We start from the raw sequence: 16,814 nt of genomic DNA, 5'->3' as shown, positions 1-16,814 counted from the left end.
AATATTAAATTTTTCATAATAATTTATGTAAACTGGCTTTTATTATTATGAGAGGTACATGCATTATATGATTCAAATTAAAAATATATTTTCTTCGTTCGGTTTGAATCCGTTAATTGTAAAAGCATTACAAGAAATGGGTTATGTCAAACCTTCTCCTATTCAAAAAGCGTGTATTCCATATTTATTATCAGGGAAAGATGTGTTAGGAATGGCACAAACTGGTAGTGGTAAAACTGCTGCTTTTTCATTACCTTTATTAAATAATGTTATTTTAAATTTGAAATTTCCACAGGTTTTAGTTTTAGCACCAACAAGAGAATTAGCTGTTCAAGTGGCTGAATCGTTTTCAGAATTTTCAAAATATATTACAGGAATTAAAGTTTTACCATTATATGGTGGACAAAGATACGAAGTACAATTAAAAGCTTTACGAAAAGGTCCTCAAATTGTAGTAGGTACTCCTGGACGATTATTAGATCATTTAAGAAGAGGAACTTTAAATTTATCACATTTAAAGGGATTGGTATTAGATGAAGCTGATGAAATGTTACGTATGGGTTTTATAGAAGATGTAGAAAATATTTTATCAGAAATACCCATTGATCATCAGACAGCTCTATTTTCTGCTACTATGCCTGAAGTTATTCGTCGAATTTCGAAAAGGTTCATGAAAAACCCTAAAGAAGTTAAAATACAATCTAATATTATGACACGACCAAATATTAAACAAACCTATTGGATAGTACGGGGTAGAAAGACTGATGGTTTAATACGTTTTTTGGAATCAGAAGATTTTTCGGCGACTATTATTTTTGTTCGTACTAAAAGCGCTACTTTAGAAGTATCTGAAACTTTAGAGAAGAATGGATATAATAGTGCAGCACTAAATGGTGATATGAATCAAACATTAAGAGAACAAACTTTAGAGCGATTAAAAAATGGAAGATTAGATATTTTAATTGCAACCGATGTAGCTGCTAGAGGATTAGATGTCGATCGTATTAGTTTTGTTATTAATTATGATATTCCTATGGATGCAGAATCTTATATTCATCGTATCGGTCGTACTGGTCGTGCTGGACGTACTGGTCGTGCTTTATTATTTGTTGAATTTCGAGAAAAACGACTATTAAAAAATATTCAAAGAATTATGAAACAACCTATTTTAGAAGTGATGCTTCCTAATATTGAATTATTAAGTAAATATCGATTAGAAAAATTTTCTAAAAGAGTACTTGAACATTTAAAGAGCAAGGATTTAGATAAATATTCTGAATTATTATTAAAAATTAATCCCAATAAAGAATTCACAATAGAAAAAATAGCTGCTGCTTTATTAAAAATGGCAGAGGGGGAACGTTCATTAATTATTCCTAAAGATTCTGCAATCAATATATCTCAAAGATATTATCAGCGTGATTTTAAAAAAAAATCAATTTATTTAAATTCTGTCATTCAAAAAAAAGAACATATTAAAAAGGGTTCATATTCTATAGAAAAATATAATAAGTCTAAATTATCTATGGATATCTATCGTATTGAAGTGGGTAGTAATGATGGTATAGAAGTTCGTCATATAGTTGGAGCAATTGCTAATGAGGGTAATATTCATAGTCGAAATATTGGTAACATTAAAATATTTCCAGGATATTCTGTTCTTGAATTGTCTAAAAATATTACCAAAAATGTTTTAAAAAACTTAACTCATACTCGTATTTTAAATAAACCAATCAAATTAAAATTATATAATATGTATAAATCATCGTTAAATAAAAATCATGTAATATCCAAATTACCTCATGATGTTAAAGGAATTATTCGTTCAAAAAAAAAATATCATGTAAAAACATATAATTAAAATTATTTAAAATAACATTTCGAATATATTTTAGTGGTATATATTTCAAATATATTGATATTATGCCACTTTGTGGCATATGTGGGTGATTATTCTTTATAGTTAATAAATTTTTAATTTTTCTATATTAGTTAAAGTACTTATTAGTATTGCTTTAATTGTATGTAATCTATTTTCTGCTTGTTGAAAAATAATACGATTATATTTATCAAAAATTTCATTAGTGATTTCTATACCATCATTAAATTGGTATAAATTAGAAATTTTTTTTCCTATTTTTGTATTTTTATCATGTAGTGCTGGTAAACAATGTAGAATTTTTACTTTAGGATTTTGTGCAATTTGAATAATTTTCTTATTAACTTGATATTTTCTTAATAATTCAATCTTTTTTTTCCATGCATCTTCTGTTTCTCCCATAGAGACCCAGACATCAGTATAGATAAAATCAGATTGATATATTCCTTGATTAATATTTTCAGTACAAATAATATTATTGCTCTTTATGTATTTATTGAGTATTTTTTGATCTGGCCAATATTTTTTTGGAGCAATAAGGTTTAATTGAAATCCCATAATTCCTGCTAATTCTACTAAACTATTTCCAATATTATTAGAAGCATCACCTAAATAAGAACAAATTATTTCAGATATATTTTTATTTCTTGAAAATTCTATCATAGTTAATAAATCTGCAATTAATTGAGTGGGGTGATATTTATTAGTTAATCCATTCCAAACTGGAACACTAGCATATTTCGATAAGATTTTGATAACATTATGATCATTTCCCCGATACTGAATACCATCATACATTTTACTTAAAATTTTAGCGGTATCAATAATAGACTCTTTATATCCGAGATGCATATTTCCTGGTCCAAAATAACTAGAATATGCTCCCTGTTCAATAGCGGCAATTTCAAATGCACATCTCGTTCGTGTAGATTCTTGTTCAAAAATTAATGCAATTTTTTTATTTTTTAAATATTGAATTTCCTGTTGATTATTTCGATTTTTTTTTAAATATAAAGATAATTCAATAATTTTTTGAATTTCATGTTTATTAAAATTCGATATTTTTATTATATGTTTTTTAAATAAACTTTTCATTATGTAATCTCCTAAGATTTTTATATTTATTTAAAGTAATATAACTATATTAATATGATATATAATATTATGTATTAGTTTAATTATTAATTAAATTAAATTTTATGATATATTTCATAAATTTTATTTTAATAAGATATTTTTAAAAATTATGTAAATAGTATTTTATTAAAATATAATTTGAATTAATAATAATTATATTATTATGACATTTTTTTAAAATATTAGAATTTATATAAAATATATCAAGATATATCTGAAATGAATTAAAATTTTACCTGTTTTATTAATTTTATTTAAGAAAGAATATGAAAAAAAAATATAATCCTAAAGAAATTGAAGAATCAATATATCGCATGTGGAAGGAAAATGGTTATTTTAAACCGAATAATAATATCAAAAAAAAATCATTTTGTATTATTATGCCTCCTCCAAATATTACTGGTATATTACACATGGGGCATGCTTTTCAACATACTATTATGGATATTTTAATTCGATATCATCGTATGCAAGGAGACAATACTTTATGGCAGATTGGTTTTGACCATGCCGGTATTGCTACCCAGATGGTGGTTTCAAAACATATTAAATTAAAACATAATATTAATTTAAATTCTTTTGGTAGAAAAAATTTTATTAAAAAATGTTGGGAATGGAAAAATATATCAATTAATCAAATTAATTATCAAATGCAACGTTTAGGAAATTCAGTTGACTGGTCTAGAGAAAGATTTACTTTAGATCCTATATCTTCTAGAGGTGTTAAAAAAGTTTTTATAGATTTATATAATCATAATTTAATTTATCGTAAAAAAAAATTATCAAATTGGGATACTAAATTAAGAACAGTTATTTCTGATTTAGAATTAGATTATCAGGTTGTTAAAGGAAATGTTTGGTATATTCGATATCCTATATTAGATTATGTAAATAATTCTAATATTCAAAAATATTTAACTGTTGCTACTACTAGGCCTGAAACTTTATTGGGAGATACTGCTGTTGCAGTGAATCCTATTGATAAAAGATATATTTCTTTAATTGGAAAATATGTTCAAGTTCCTTTAGTAAATCGAATTATTCCTATTATATCTGATCAATATGTTGATATGAATAAAGGAACTGGTTGTGTAAAAATTACTCCCGCTCATGATTTTAATGATTATGAAATTGCACTAAGACATCATTTACCTTTAATTAATATTTTTCAAAAAGACGGTAATATTTGTGAGTATTTTAATGTGTATGATATTTTGGGTTATGATTCAAATATTTATGATAATTTTATTCCTATCGAATTGCGCGGTTTAAATAAATTTTTAGCAAGAAATAAACTAATTGATATGTTAAAGGAACTTAATTTATTAGAGAATGTTTTTGAAGAAAATATTACACTTCCATATGGTGATAGAAGTCATTCGATTATTGAACCTATGTTAACAAATCAATGGTATCTAAAAATATCAGATTTATCACAACCAGCTATATCTGCTGTTTTAAAAAATGATATTAAGTTCTTTCCCAAAAAATATCAAAATATGTATTTTTCCTGGATGAATAATATTCAAGATTGGTGTATTTCTCGTCAATTATGGTGGGGGCATCGTATTCCGGCATGGTATGATATTCGGGGAAGAATATATGTTGGAAAAAATGAAAAAGATATTCGAAAAAAATATTTCATCCCTGATAACGAAGAATTATTACAAGATGAAGATGTATTAGATACATGGTTTTCTTCTAGTTTATGGACGTTTATTTCATTAGATTGGCCCAAAAAAAATAATTTATTAAATACTTTTCATCCTACCAATGTAATTGTTACTGGTTTTGATATTATATTTTTTTGGATTGCTCGAATGATTATAATGACTATGTATTGTATTAAAGATAATCAAAATATTTCTCATATTCCTTTTAAATCGGTATATATAACAGGTTTAATTAGAGATGAAAATGGAAAAAAAATGTCTAAATCTGAAGGAAATGTATTAGATCCTTTAGATATTATAGATGGAATTAATTTATCAGATTTATTAAAAAAACGTACTAAGTTTATTATAGATAAGTCAAAATTAAAAGAAATTTCTGAAAACACTAAAAAACAATTTCCGTCAGGAATTAGTAGTTTCGGTTCTGATGCATTGCGATTTACTTTTTCTTCTTTATCTTCTCCTACTAGAAGTATTAATTGGGATATGAATAGGTTACAAGGATATAAAAAATTTTGTAATAAAATTTGGAATGCTGGTCGATTTATTTTAATATATTTTCAAAATATTAATATTGATATGAAATATTTTAGAAAGATTTTATATTTTTTTGATCATTGGATATTATTAGAATTAAATAATGTAATTAAAATTTATCGCGATTCTTTAGATATATATAGATTTGATATTGCAGCTAATGAATTATATAATTTTGTTTGGCATAAATTTTGTGATTGGTATTTAGAGATTATCAAAATTATAGTTGAGGTTGGATCTATCCAACAAGTTCAAAATGCCCAATATACTTTATTTTATGTTTTTGAGTCTATTTTACGTCTTTCGCATCCAATTATTCCATTCATTACTGAAAAAATTTGGAAAGATATTAAACATATTATGAATATATCAGAATCTACAATTATGTTACAACCATTTCCTATATTTAATAAAAAAATATTAAATAATAGTATTTTAAAAATGATGTATTTCATTCAAGATATGATTTTATTTATCAGAAATACTCGAGTCAATTTTAAAATACATTCTAAAAAATTATTATCTATATTTATTTCTAATTTACATATTAATTTACAAAATATATTTTTATATTATAAAAATATTATCAAAAAATTAGCATATTTAGAAAATATTACTATTTTATTCAACGAAAACGTTTCTATTCCTGATACTATTTTAGGTATTATAGATAATGTTAAAATATTTATTATTGTTGTAAAAGATATTGATCATTCATTAGAATTAAAAAAAATAAAGAAAAAAATTAATATTCTATCTACCAAAATTAATTTATTGAAAGAGTTGATAAATAATCAAGAATTTATAAAAAAAGCCCCAAATAAAATAATATTACAAAAAAAAGAAAATCTGAATGAATTGATTACTACATATAATAAATTAATTTTTCAAAAAAATAATATTTTATCTGTATAACATAGAATATTAGTATAAATATTATATTATTCATATAAAAGAATTAATTTATTATTTATGATTTTATTTTAAAATATTATTTAATTATAAAATATAAATAAATAATTAATATTATATTATTTTTATTTAACAAAATATGATGGTTTTTTATGCTTTCAAATAATGAATTTCGTGTTACATTATCTTTTTATAAATATTGTGATATTTATGATCCGTATAATTTTAAAAAAATTATATATAAAGTATTTAATATATTAAATATTTTAGGTAGAGTTTATATATCAAGAGAAGGAATTAATGCACAGATTAGTGTTTTAAATACAAATTACCATATATTTAAGAAATTTATATATAAGATGCATCACGATTTTAAAGGAATGAAAATAAATCGCGGTTTAAATAATAAAACATCTTTTTTTATTTTAAAAGTAAAGGTAAAAAATAAAATTGTTGCAGATGGTTTATTAAATTTTAAATTTAATTATAAAAATTCTGGGATTTATTTGAAACCTCATGAAGTTAATAACATGTTAGTAGATAAAAAGGCAATCTTTGTTGATTTACGTAATGATTATGAATATAAAATTGGTCATTTTAAAAAAGCAATTCATGTACCCGGATCAACTTTTCGAGATCAATTAAATAATATGGTTAAATTTTTAACACCTTATAAAAATAAATCGATCGTTATGTATTGTACTGGTGGTATTCGTTGCGAAAAAGCTACAGCTTTAATAAAATTTCATAATTTTAAAAATGTTTATCATATAGAGGGGGGTATTTTAAATTATGTTAATGAATCGCATAGAAAAAATTTACCAATCAAGTTTTATGGAAAAAATTTTGTCTTTGATAATAGGATTTCAGAATTTATATCTTCTCATATATTTAGTTTATGTGAAACTTGCGGACAACATTATAATGATTATATGAATTGTAATAATTATTTTTGTCATCGTTTATTTTTACAATGTAAAAATTGTTACATTAAATATTCTGGGTATTGTTCTATTAATTGTCAAATTAAATATATTTAATTTTATTTGATAATTAAAATTTATAGTGCATTTTAAAAAAATATTTATTTTCAAAAAAAAATATTAATATAATATTTTTTTTAACATATATATTTATAAATTTTATATTCAGTAATCGATATGTTATGGTTTTTATAAATTAAAATATTTTGAAATGTATTTATAATTTTTAATTTTATACAAAACTATTTTTTTTTGAATACATGTTTTATATTATTAAAAAATATATTTTTAAATTGTAAAATAAAATTTATTTCTAAAATATTTTACATAACTATAAAAATATTACAAATATAAAAAATGGTTGTTAATTTATATTATATTGAGGGTTGAATAAAATTTATGAGCATAATATCAATAGATGATATACATAAAAATCGTTTTTTAATTAATCAACATATTACAGTATTTGGTTGGATTCGAAATCGCAGAGATTCTAAATGCGGTATTTCTTTTTTAGATCTTTATGATGGGTCTTCTATTAAAACAGTACAAGTTATAGTTAATCAAAGTATATTTAATTATAATACAGAAGTATTAAGATTAACAATTGGTTGTTCTGTTTGTATTGATGGAAGATTAGTATTATCTATTGGTAAAAAACAAAAATATGAAATACAAGCGAGTAAACTTATGGTAATTGGATGGGTAGATTTTCCAGAAAAATACCCGGTGGCAGCTAAAAATCATACTTACGAATATTTGAGAGAAATTCCTCATTTAAGATCACGAACAAATTTTATTGGGGTAATTACGAGAATACGTAATACTATGTTTCATGCTATGCATCATTTTTTATATAAAAAAAAATATTACTGGATTCCGACCCCAATTATTACTAGTTTAGATTCAGAAGGTGCTGGAGCAATGTTTAAAGTATCTACATTAGATATTAGTAATCCCCCTAGACAAAAAGATGGATTGGTTGATTTTAAACAGGATTTTTTTGGAAAAGAATCTTTTTTAACAGTTTCAGGCCAATTAACTCTAGAGTCGTATGCATGCTCTATGGGGAAAGTATATTCTTTTGGTCCTACTTTTCGAGCTGAAAATTCTAATACTACTCGTCATCTTTCAGAATTTTGGATGCTAGAAGTTGAACAAGCATTTTTTGATTTAAATGAGATTTCTGAATTATCTGAACAAATAATTAAATATATTATAAATTTTGTTTTAAAGCATTGTAGTAATGAAATGAATTTTTTACAGAATAAGATTGATGCTAATATTTTTCAAAGATTAGAAAAATTCTTATCTTCTGAAATTGTTCATATAAATTATTCAGATGCTATTCAAATTTTACAAGATTCGGATTATAATTTTAAAAACCCTATTTCTATGGGGATGGATTTATTTTCAGAACATGAAAAATATTTAGTAGATCATTATTTTTTTAATGCAGTATTTGTTAAAAATTTTCCCAAACATTTAAAAGCATTTTATATGAAATTAAATAATGATGGTCATACAGTTTCTTCAATGGATTTATTGATTCCAGGTATTGGAGAAATATTGGGAGGTTCTCAAAGAGAAGAAAATAAATCTATTTTAAAAAATAGGTTATTAGAATTAAATTTAAATAAAAAAGATTATTCTTGGTATATTGATTTACGTCGATATGGTAGTGTTCCTCATTCCGGTTTTGGTTTGGGTTTTGAAAGGTTAATATCTTATATTACTGGAATTTATAATGTTAAAGATTTAATACCATTTCCAAGAACTATAAATCATGCATTATGTTAATATAATATATGATAAAATTGAAATTACATATTTTAATTTTATATGTATTTTACATCTCTCATATAAATGTTTATTAGTTTAAAGTATTTATAATGATTATTAGAGAGATGTAATATCATTTTAATATATTAAAGCAATTTTATTATAATCAAGTTTAATTATTATATATAATATATATTATATTATAATTAATTATGATGTATATATTATAAAATTACATATTAATATTGTTATGTGTAATATAATTTTATTTATTTATATAAATTATATTGATAATTGTTTATAATTAACATATTTTGATTGGTTTTTTATTTTACGTTTTTTAAAAATAATAATTATTTATATTTTTTTTGAAATGTATGAATTTTAATTAAAATACGTTTATTTTTGATTGATATAATCATCCATAGCAGTTTTTAAATTATCTGATTTTGTTCCAAAAATAGCTTGTACTCCTAAACCAGAAATTACTACTCCTACTGCCCCTAATTCTTTGATTTTTTTTTGATTAACTTTTGAAATATCTTTAACAGTTACTCTTAATCTTGTAATACATGCATCTAAATTATCAATATTATTACTTCCACCAAAAGCAGATACTAGTAATGGAGCTATTTTTTGTATGTTATTTTCAAATTCATTATGTTGAATTTTTTCTCTTCCAGGTGTGATAAAATTGAAATATTTTATTAATGAATAAAATATTATGTAATAAATGAAACCGTATACAATTCCGACCACAGGAAATAGCCAAATTGAATTTACACGACTACTTAATATAATAAAATCTATTAATCCATGTGAGAAACTAGCTCCAGCATTCATTCCAAAAAATATACAGATTGGAAAAGCTAATCCTGCTAAAACTGCATGAATAAAGTATAATATAGGAGCTGTTAATAAAAATGCAAACTCAATTGGTTCTGTAATGCCGGTTAGAAATGCTGTTAAAGCTGCAGATAGCATCATTCCGCCGATTTTTTTTCTATTTTCTTTATTTGCGCAACGCCAAATAGCACATGCTGCTCCTGGCAAGCCATACATTTTAAATAAGAAACCTCCTGCTAGTTTTCCGGCTGTATTATCTCCAGCCATATATCTTGCAATATCACCATGAAATACTTGTCCTGCAGAATTAGTATATTCCCCAATTTGCATTTGGAATGGAACATTCCAAATATGATGCAATCCGAACGGAACTAATGCGCGTTCCACAAAACCGTATATTCCAAAAGCAAGCATGGGATTTTGGTATGCGGCCCATTTTGAAAATATTTGGATTGCGTTACTAATAGTAGGCCATATAATAGATAATAAAAATCCAAATAATATTGCTGTTAAACCAGATATTATGGGAATAAATCTTTTACCAGAAAAGAATCCTAGATATTCTGGTAATGTGATTTTATAAAATTTATTAAATAAATATGCTGAAATGGAACCAGATAAAATTCCTCCTAAAATTCCAGTATCGCAAAAGTTTTGATAATTTGATTGAATAATGACATTTTTTAAAAAGCATGGAATAATTATAGATGTAGTTTGTACCATAATACTTTGACAGACTAGAGCAGCTAATGCGGCAACACCATCGTTATTGGTAAATCCTAGTGCAACTCCAATTGAAAATATTAAAGGCATGTTTTTAAATATTACACTTCCCGCTTCAGCCATAACATGAGATATTATTGAAGGTATAATTGAAAAATTTGCAGATCCAATTCCAAGTAAAATTCCAGCAATAGGCAAGACCGATACTGGTAACATTAGTGATTTACCAATTTTTTGTAAATTTGAAAACATGTTTTTTATCATGTTATGTGTTTCCTAAACATTTAATTTTTCTTATTTTTTTATAATATTTGAATAAATTATATTTTAAATTTATTATTTAATTAATATTTTGTATTAAATAATTTATTAAAATTTTTTTTTGTTTCTTGTGATAAAGTATATAAATCAATATTTTTTAATTTTGATATATATTTTGCAATAATAAATAGATTAGATGGTTGGTTTTCTTTTCCCCGATATGGTTCTGGTGTTAAATATGGAGAATCTGTTTCAAGTAATATTCTATCTATTGGGATAAATTTAAGAGTATTTTTTATATTTTTTGCGTTTTTAAAAGTTACAATACCTGAAAATGAAATGTAAAAACCTAAATTTAATAATTTTCTTGCCGTGAATATATCACCTGTATAAGAATGTATTACACCAGTACAATTTTTACATTCTTTGCTTGATAATATATTTAAAAGATCTATCTCAGAATTTCGAGTATGGATAATAATCGGTTTTTTTAATTCGCATCCCATTTTAAGATGTTCTAAAAATATTTTTTTTTGTATAATTTTATTATGTAATGGATGATAGTAATCTAAACCAGTTTCTCCAAATGCAATAATTTTGTTGTTTTGAGAAATTTCTTTTTTAAATTTTGATATATCACTAAGATTGGTGATACTACTGTTTAGTGGATGAATTCCTATACTGTATAATACGCTGGAATATTCTTTAAATAATTTAAAATTTTGTTGGTAATCTTTTATAGAAGTTGCAACTGTTAAAAATAATTTTACAAATGTATTATTTGCTTGTTTTAAAAATTTATTTATTTCTTGTTTTGAATTTTTATGTTTTAATAAATTTAAATGACAATGCGAATCAATAAAGTACATATAATATTCTCTTTATTTGTATTAATATGATATTAATTTATAATATTTTATATTTTTTTTCCCATTTTATCAGTTGTTTTAAGATTAATAATTCATAATTAATATTTTTTATATTTATTAATTGATATCTACATTTAATCCATGATTTTGTAATTTTATTTAAATATTTGTATGAGTAATTTTGAATAATTTTTTCGATTAATAATTTTTGATCTAAATTAATTAATAATATAAGAAGATGTTTTTTAAATTTCATTGCATCTAATAATAATAAAATAATCCAATTAATTTTAATTATTGTATTATAATTTAATATTGATAATAATTTGATAAAATTATTATTTTGAATTGACAAATGTATTTGATGGTATAATTCTTTTCGTTGATTCCATATATTGCTTGTTAATATTTTTTTTGCAAGTATTGGATTGTTTTCAGATATTCTAATTGCTACTAGATATGATTGTTTTGTAAGATTTATTTGTTTTTGTATCCATTGTAATGCTATTTTTTCTGTTGGTTTAACAATGTGATATATTAAACATCGACTGCGAAATGTAAGATGGATTTTTTTTGATACGTCATGCCCAATAAAAAAAAATGTATTTTTTGGAGGTGTTTCTATTATTGATAATAATGCGTTTATTCCAAATGTTGTTAATGTGCTATAATTTGGAATCCAAAAGATTTTTTTTCCATGTTGTTGAGCAGTGTTTAAAAGTGATTTAATTGTATTTCTAATCAGTTCAACTTCTAAAAAATTTTTATTTGTTTTAGGATATAAAAAGTAACAATCTGGATGATTCTTATTAAGTATTAAAGTACATCCCTTGCATATTCCACAACTTTTAAATTTTAAACGTTTAGTACATACAATCCATCTTATAATCGCCCATATTAATTTAAATGTATCTTGTAGATTGTTAGATTGTACAATGATAGTATGATGTAAATGATTTTTGTTATAGCTATTAATAATTTTTTTATAAGGTATAATTAACCATGGATAAAATGTTATATTCATTTTTTTAACCATGCTTCTAATTTATTTTGAATTTCTTGTTTAACAATATTGAATTTTAAATTAGCATTAATTTTAATACTTTTATTATCTTTAGAGATAAAATTTAAATAACTATTTCTAACTTTATTAAAAAAATCTAAATTATTTTTTTCTATTGTATCTAATTTTCCTCTTTTTATAATACGTTGTAATCCAAACTTAGGAAGAATATCTAAATATATAGTTAAGTCCGGATAAAAGTTTCCGATCATCATTTTTTTTAATTTCATAATAATATTTTTTTTAATTCCAAACCCCCCTCCTTGATATGTTAATGAAGATAAATCGTGTCTATCAGATATTATCCATGTTTTATTTTTTAATGCTGGTTTAATTATATTTTCAATTAATTGAATTCTTGCCGCATAAAATAATAATAAAATTGTCTTATGATGAATATATTCATTTTGATAAGAATTTTTAATAATTTTCCGAATTTTTTCAGAAATTACGGTTCCTCCAGGATCGTGTACAATTATAATTTTTTTAATTCCATTTTTTTTTAATATTTTTTTAATGGTTTGACAAACACTAGTTTTTCCAGAACCATCTATTCCTTCTACTACAATAAATTTACTATTTATCATTTGAATATTTTTATTGTTTAAAATAATTTATTGAATATTATATTTTTTAATTTTTTAAATTATCATGTGATGAATTTATTATATTTTTGACATATTTTGTTATAAAATTGATTGATTCAAACGAATCACTAATATTTTCTGGTATTTCGATGTTAAATTTTTCTTCAATAGTCATAATAATTTCAATCATATCTAAAGAATCTATATTTAAATCTTTGCTTAAATGAGTATCATTATGAATTTTTGAAATTGGTATTTCCATTTTTTGAGAAATAATTTTTTTGATTTGATTAGAAATTTTATTCATTTTTTATAAAATATAATTGCATATAATAAATATATATTATCATATATATATTAATTTCATGCAATTATATAGAATTTAAATATTAATTAATTTAAATATATATCATTAGTTCATATACATTCCACCATTAATATGAATTGTTTGTCCAGTAATATAAGCAGCTGATTTAGAAATTAAATATAACACCATACTTGCAATATGTTTTTTAGATCCAAATTTTTTCATGGGGATATTTAATAAATATTTTTTTTTTTTTTCTAGGGAAATATCGTTTATCATATCTGTATTTATTAACCCTGGAGAAATAACATTTGCTGTTATTCCTTTATCAGCCACTTCTAAAGCTAATGTTTTGTTAAATCCAATAATTCCAGATTTAGAGGTAGAATAATTAATTTGTCCAATATTACCTAATTCTCCTATAACTGAACCAATAGTAATAATTCTTCCATATTTCTGTTGAATCATTTTTTTTATTACTGCTTTTGATATATGAAATATACTAGTTAAATTAGTTTTTAAAGTTTTATTCCAATCATGATCGCTCATTTGAATTAATAATTTATCATATTTAATAGCAGCATTATTAATTAATATATCAATAATTCCAAAATTGTTATGAATTTTTTGAACAGATTGTGATATTTCGAGTTTATTTGTAACATCTAAAATTATTCCAAATCCATTTTTTCCTAACATTGAATTAATTTTATTTTTTTCTATCAAATTTTTTGCTGTTCCAATAACAATAATATTATTTTTTGATAATTTTTTCGCAATTTCTTGTCCTATCCCCCGATTTGCTCCAGTAACTAAAGCTATTTTTTTTTTATTTTTCATTTTTAGTTTATACTATTATTTTTTTTGTTTGTTTTGTTTTGAGATAATTCTAGAGCTAAGAAAAAATTTTGGGGATTATTAATTGAAATACATTTTGAAAAGTAATATTTTTTATATAAATTAGTTAAAATTTCTCTAGGTCCAACTTCTAACGTAATATCTGTGTTTTTTTGAAGTACTTTAACTGTTTTTTCCCATTGTACAGGATGATATAATTGTTTAGTTAAATTATCACAAATATCTTTTTTTGTTTGGTATTTTTTTATAAAAATGCTATTTAATATTGTATATAAAGGAGTTTGAAAAGAAATTTTTCTTAGTTTTTGGGATATTTTTATAGAAATTTTTTTCATAATTTCACAATGTGAAGAGATATTAATTGGTATATTTACAATTAATTTAGCTCCAATTTTTTTGCATTCTTGAGCAGTTTTTTCAACTGCAATTTTGTGTCCAGATATTACGATTTGTGTTTTTGCATTGATACTTGCAATATTTACAATATTATAATTTGAATATTTTTTACATAAATTTAATATTGTTTTTTCGCGTAATCCTGAAATTACTTTCATACAAACTTCTTGATTTTGCACACAATTTTCCATTATTTTTCCTCGTTGCTGAATAAATTTTACAGCATCTTCAAAATTTATGGAATTGCCACAAACTAATGCAGAATATTCTCCCAAACTATGACCTGCGGATATATGTGGGTTACATCCCCCCATTTTTTTCCAAAGTCGATAAATAGCTATAGACGAAACTAATATCAACGGTTGTGCATATTTACTTTGATTTATTTTTTTAAAAGGTCCGTAATTTATTAACTTCCATAAATTGTATTTTAAATATTCTGATGCTTCTTCAAATGTATCTTTAATAATAATATTTTGTTTTGATAATTGAGATAGTGCCCCAATTTTTTGTGAACCCTGACCCGGGAAAATCATTGCTATGGATACCATACATAATGTACCTATGATAAAATTTTATCAAAATATTAAATATATTTAATACATTGGTTGTATATATTAATTATATATATATTTAATATTTTATTTTTATGTGATATTAAAAATTATTGTGATAAATTTATTTGTTATCAGTGATAATTTTTTTTCCTTTATAAAATTTTTTTTTAGTTACACAATGTCGAATATGTATTTCTTTACTTACTTTATCGCAGGATAAAGATAATTTTTTTAGTTGATCATGAGATCTTCTCATACCCCTTTTTGATCTAGTAGGTTTACTTTTTTGTACTGCCATAATTTTAATTTCTCCCTTAAAATGATAATTAATAATTTATTATATATTCTATTAATAAATTGATTTCATAAATAATATTTTTAAAAATGAATTTTTACATATATTATATACTTTATTTAAAATAACAATTATTTTAAATATTTTTTAAATCTATTTTCTAAAGGTGCTTTAATATAAATTTTTTTTTTACTTAATGGATGAAAAAAAGAAATTTTTATTGCATGTAATAAAATTTTTTCATGTTGATATTTTTGATTAATTTGGTAATCTAATTTTTTATTTCCATAATAGTTATCAAAAATAATTGGATGTCCTGCATATGCAGCATGTACTCTAATTTGATGTGTACGACCAGTTTTTGGAATGATTAATAACATCGTATTTAAATCAAAACGTTTTTTTACTATAAAAATAGTTTTTGATTGTTTTCCATTACAACTGATTGTAACGTGTTTTTTTCCATTAAATAATTTATTTTTTATTAATGGTTTTGATATAATTCTTATATTATCTTTCCATTTTCCATGAACTAAAGCTATGTATTGTTTTTCGATGATTTTTTTTCTAAATTGTTCATGAATATTTTTTAAACAGGATTTTTTTTTCGCAAGCATTAATATTCCAGATGTATTTTTATCTAATCGATGTATTAATTCTAAATATTGATATTTTTCTTTTAATAATCTAAAGCCTTCAATAATACCAAAATTTAATCCGCTTCCTCCATGTACTGCTATTCCTGGTGGTTTATTAATTACCAATAAATATTCATCTTCATATAAAATGCTAGATAATAATTTTTTTTTAATATTTAAGTTGATTGTAATATTTTTTTTTATTTTTTTTTCATGAAAGGGTGGAATTCTTAATATATCACCTATTTTTAATTTATAATCTGGTTTAACTCTTTTTTTATTTACTCGAATACGACCAATTCTTATAATTTTATATAATAAACCTTTTGGTATTTTTCTAAATTGAGATTTTATAAAATTATCTATACGTTGATTTATCATTTCTTTATCAATCTTTACAATTGATACAGATATTTTTTTATCCAATATTTATCCTCATAATATAACTTTCATATATATAAAATATTTACATGTGTTTTAATAATATTTAATATAGTAAATTTATTATAAT

The 16,814-nt window shown here is 22.7% G+C and carries 14 protein-coding genes; 4 read left to right on the top strand and 10 right to left on the bottom strand.

The features are described from left to right. Positions 1 to 67 precede the first annotated feature (67 nt). Positions 68 to 1,861, top strand: a complete 1,794-nt coding sequence (locus AB4W55_RS01280; protein ID WP_367672792.1) for a DEAD/DEAH box helicase — start codon at positions 68 to 70, stop codon at positions 1,859 to 1,861. Positions 1,862 to 1,963: 102 nt separating this feature from the next. Here the strand turns inward: AB4W55_RS01280 and argF are convergent, their stop codons facing one another. Continuing rightward, positions 1,964 to 2,974 (bottom strand): ornithine carbamoyltransferase, encoded by a 1,011-nt coding sequence (gene argF, locus AB4W55_RS01275; RefSeq protein ID WP_367672228.1) that lies wholly within the window; start codon positions 2,972 to 2,974, stop codon positions 1,964 to 1,966. A 308-nt stretch (positions 2,975 to 3,282) separates the two neighbouring features. Here argF and AB4W55_RS01270 point away from each other — a divergent pair, with 308 nt between their 5' ends. The 3 genes from AB4W55_RS01270 to asnS all read left to right on the top strand — a co-directional run bounded on the left by AB4W55_RS01270 (position 3,283) and on the right by asnS (position 8,921). Further along, positions 3,283 to 6,141: a valine--tRNA ligase gene (locus AB4W55_RS01270; RefSeq protein ID WP_367672226.1), complete on the top strand. Its 2,859-nt coding sequence runs from the start codon at positions 3,283 to 3,285 to the stop codon at positions 6,139 to 6,141. Positions 6,142 to 6,290: 149 nt separating this feature from the next. Next, positions 6,291 to 7,178 carry a rhodanese-related sulfurtransferase gene (locus AB4W55_RS01265; protein WP_367672224.1) on the top strand — a complete coding sequence of 296 codons (888 nt, stop codon included), beginning with the start codon at positions 6,291 to 6,293 and terminating at the stop codon, positions 7,176 to 7,178. A gap of 342 nt (positions 7,179 to 7,520) precedes the next feature. Then, a complete protein-coding gene (gene asnS, locus AB4W55_RS01260; protein WP_367672222.1) occupies positions 7,521 to 8,921 on the top strand; it encodes an asparagine--tRNA ligase in 1,401 nt (466 codons plus the stop codon). A gap of 381 nt (positions 8,922 to 9,302) precedes the next feature. On the opposite strand, the gene ptsG is transcribed toward asnS, so the two are convergent. The 9 genes from ptsG to AB4W55_RS01215 form a co-directional block, all read right to left on the bottom strand. Then, positions 9,303 to 10,736, bottom strand: coding sequence for a PTS glucose transporter subunit IIBC (gene ptsG / locus AB4W55_RS01255; protein ID WP_367672220.1), 1,434 nt, complete (start codon positions 10,734 to 10,736; stop codon positions 9,303 to 9,305). An 80-nt stretch (positions 10,737 to 10,816) separates the two neighbouring features. Beyond that, on the bottom strand, positions 10,817 to 11,602 hold the full coding sequence (locus tag AB4W55_RS01250; protein WP_367672218.1) for a TatD family hydrolase: 786 nt from the start codon (positions 11,600 to 11,602) through the stop codon (positions 10,817 to 10,819). A gap of 37 nt (positions 11,603 to 11,639) precedes the next feature. Continuing rightward, positions 11,640 to 12,626, bottom strand: a complete 987-nt coding sequence (locus AB4W55_RS01245; protein WP_367672216.1) for a DNA polymerase III subunit delta' C-terminal domain-containing protein — start codon at positions 12,624 to 12,626, stop codon at positions 11,640 to 11,642. Continuing rightward, complete coding sequence (tmk, locus tag AB4W55_RS01240) at positions 12,623 to 13,252, bottom strand: dTMP kinase (RefSeq protein ID WP_367672214.1); 630 nt, start codon at positions 13,250 to 13,252, stop codon at positions 12,623 to 12,625. Before tmk ends, AB4W55_RS01245 begins: the two co-directional genes overlap by 4 nt. 46 nt (positions 13,253 to 13,298) lie before the next feature. Beyond that, a complete protein-coding gene (locus AB4W55_RS01235) occupies positions 13,299 to 13,559 on the bottom strand; it encodes an acyl carrier protein (RefSeq protein WP_367672212.1) in 261 nt (86 codons plus the stop codon). 105 nt (positions 13,560 to 13,664) lie between these two features. Further along, positions 13,665 to 14,399 (bottom strand): 3-oxoacyl-ACP reductase FabG, encoded by a 735-nt coding sequence (fabG, locus tag AB4W55_RS01230; RefSeq protein ID WP_367672210.1) that lies wholly within the window; start codon positions 14,397 to 14,399, stop codon positions 13,665 to 13,667. 2 nt (positions 14,400 to 14,401) lie between these two features. Then, a complete protein-coding gene (gene fabD, locus AB4W55_RS01225; RefSeq protein WP_367672209.1) occupies positions 14,402 to 15,364 on the bottom strand; it encodes an ACP S-malonyltransferase in 963 nt (320 codons plus the stop codon). A gap of 127 nt (positions 15,365 to 15,491) precedes the next feature. Next, a complete protein-coding gene (gene rpmF, locus AB4W55_RS01220; protein ID WP_367672207.1) occupies positions 15,492 to 15,668 on the bottom strand; it encodes a 50S ribosomal protein L32 in 177 nt (58 codons plus the stop codon). Between the two features lie 128 nt (positions 15,669 to 15,796). Further along, positions 15,797 to 16,729 (bottom strand): RluA family pseudouridine synthase, encoded by a 933-nt coding sequence (locus AB4W55_RS01215; RefSeq protein WP_367672205.1) that lies wholly within the window; start codon positions 16,727 to 16,729, stop codon positions 15,797 to 15,799. Positions 16,730 to 16,814: the final 85 nt, after the last annotated feature.

It is taken from the genome of Buchnera aphidicola (Symydobius americanus), assembly GCF_964059135.1.
Taxonomy (GTDB): Bacteria; Pseudomonadota; Gammaproteobacteria; order Enterobacterales; family Enterobacteriaceae; genus Buchnera_L; species Buchnera_L aphidicola_AJ.
The sequence above is the reverse complement of the archived record's forward strand: the minus strand, read 5'-3'. Positions and strand labels throughout refer to the sequence as shown.

Excerpts from the sequence above, each read along its gene's own strand:
- AB4W55_RS01250 (WP_367672218.1), bottom strand. The coding sequence starts at position 11,602 with ATGTACTTTATTGATTCGCATTGTCATTTAAATTTATTAAAACATAAA.
- asnS (WP_367672222.1), top strand. The coding sequence starts at position 7,521 with ATGAGCATAATATCAATAGATGATATACATAAAAATCGTTTTTTAATT.
- AB4W55_RS01270 (WP_367672226.1), top strand. The coding sequence starts at position 3,283 with ATGAAAAAAAAATATAATCCTAAAGAAATTGAAGAATCAATATATCGC.
- AB4W55_RS01245 (WP_367672216.1), bottom strand. The coding sequence starts at position 12,626 with ATGAATATAACATTTTATCCATGGTTAATTATACCTTATAAAAAAATT.
- rpmF (WP_367672207.1), bottom strand. The coding sequence starts at position 15,668 with ATGGCAGTACAAAAAAGTAAACCTACTAGATCAAAAAGGGGTATGAGA.
- fabG (WP_367672210.1), bottom strand. The coding sequence starts at position 14,399 with ATGAAAAATAAAAAAAAAATAGCTTTAGTTACTGGAGCAAATCGGGGG.
- ptsG (WP_367672220.1), bottom strand. The coding sequence starts at position 10,736 with ATGATAAAAAACATGTTTTCAAATTTACAAAAAATTGGTAAATCACTA.
- fabD (WP_367672209.1), bottom strand. The coding sequence starts at position 15,364 with ATGGTATCCATAGCAATGATTTTCCCGGGTCAGGGTTCACAAAAAATT.
- argF (WP_367672228.1), bottom strand. The coding sequence starts at position 2,974 with ATGAAAAGTTTATTTAAAAAACATATAATAAAAATATCGAATTTTAAT.
- AB4W55_RS01265 (WP_367672224.1), top strand. The coding sequence starts at position 6,291 with ATGCTTTCAAATAATGAATTTCGTGTTACATTATCTTTTTATAAATAT.
- AB4W55_RS01235 (WP_367672212.1), bottom strand. The coding sequence starts at position 13,559 with ATGAATAAAATTTCTAATCAAATCAAAAAAATTATTTCTCAAAAAATG.
- tmk (WP_367672214.1), bottom strand. The coding sequence starts at position 13,252 with ATGATAAATAGTAAATTTATTGTAGTAGAAGGAATAGATGGTTCTGGA.
- AB4W55_RS01280 (WP_367672792.1), top strand. The coding sequence starts at position 68 with ATGATTCAAATTAAAAATATATTTTCTTCGTTCGGTTTGAATCCGTTA.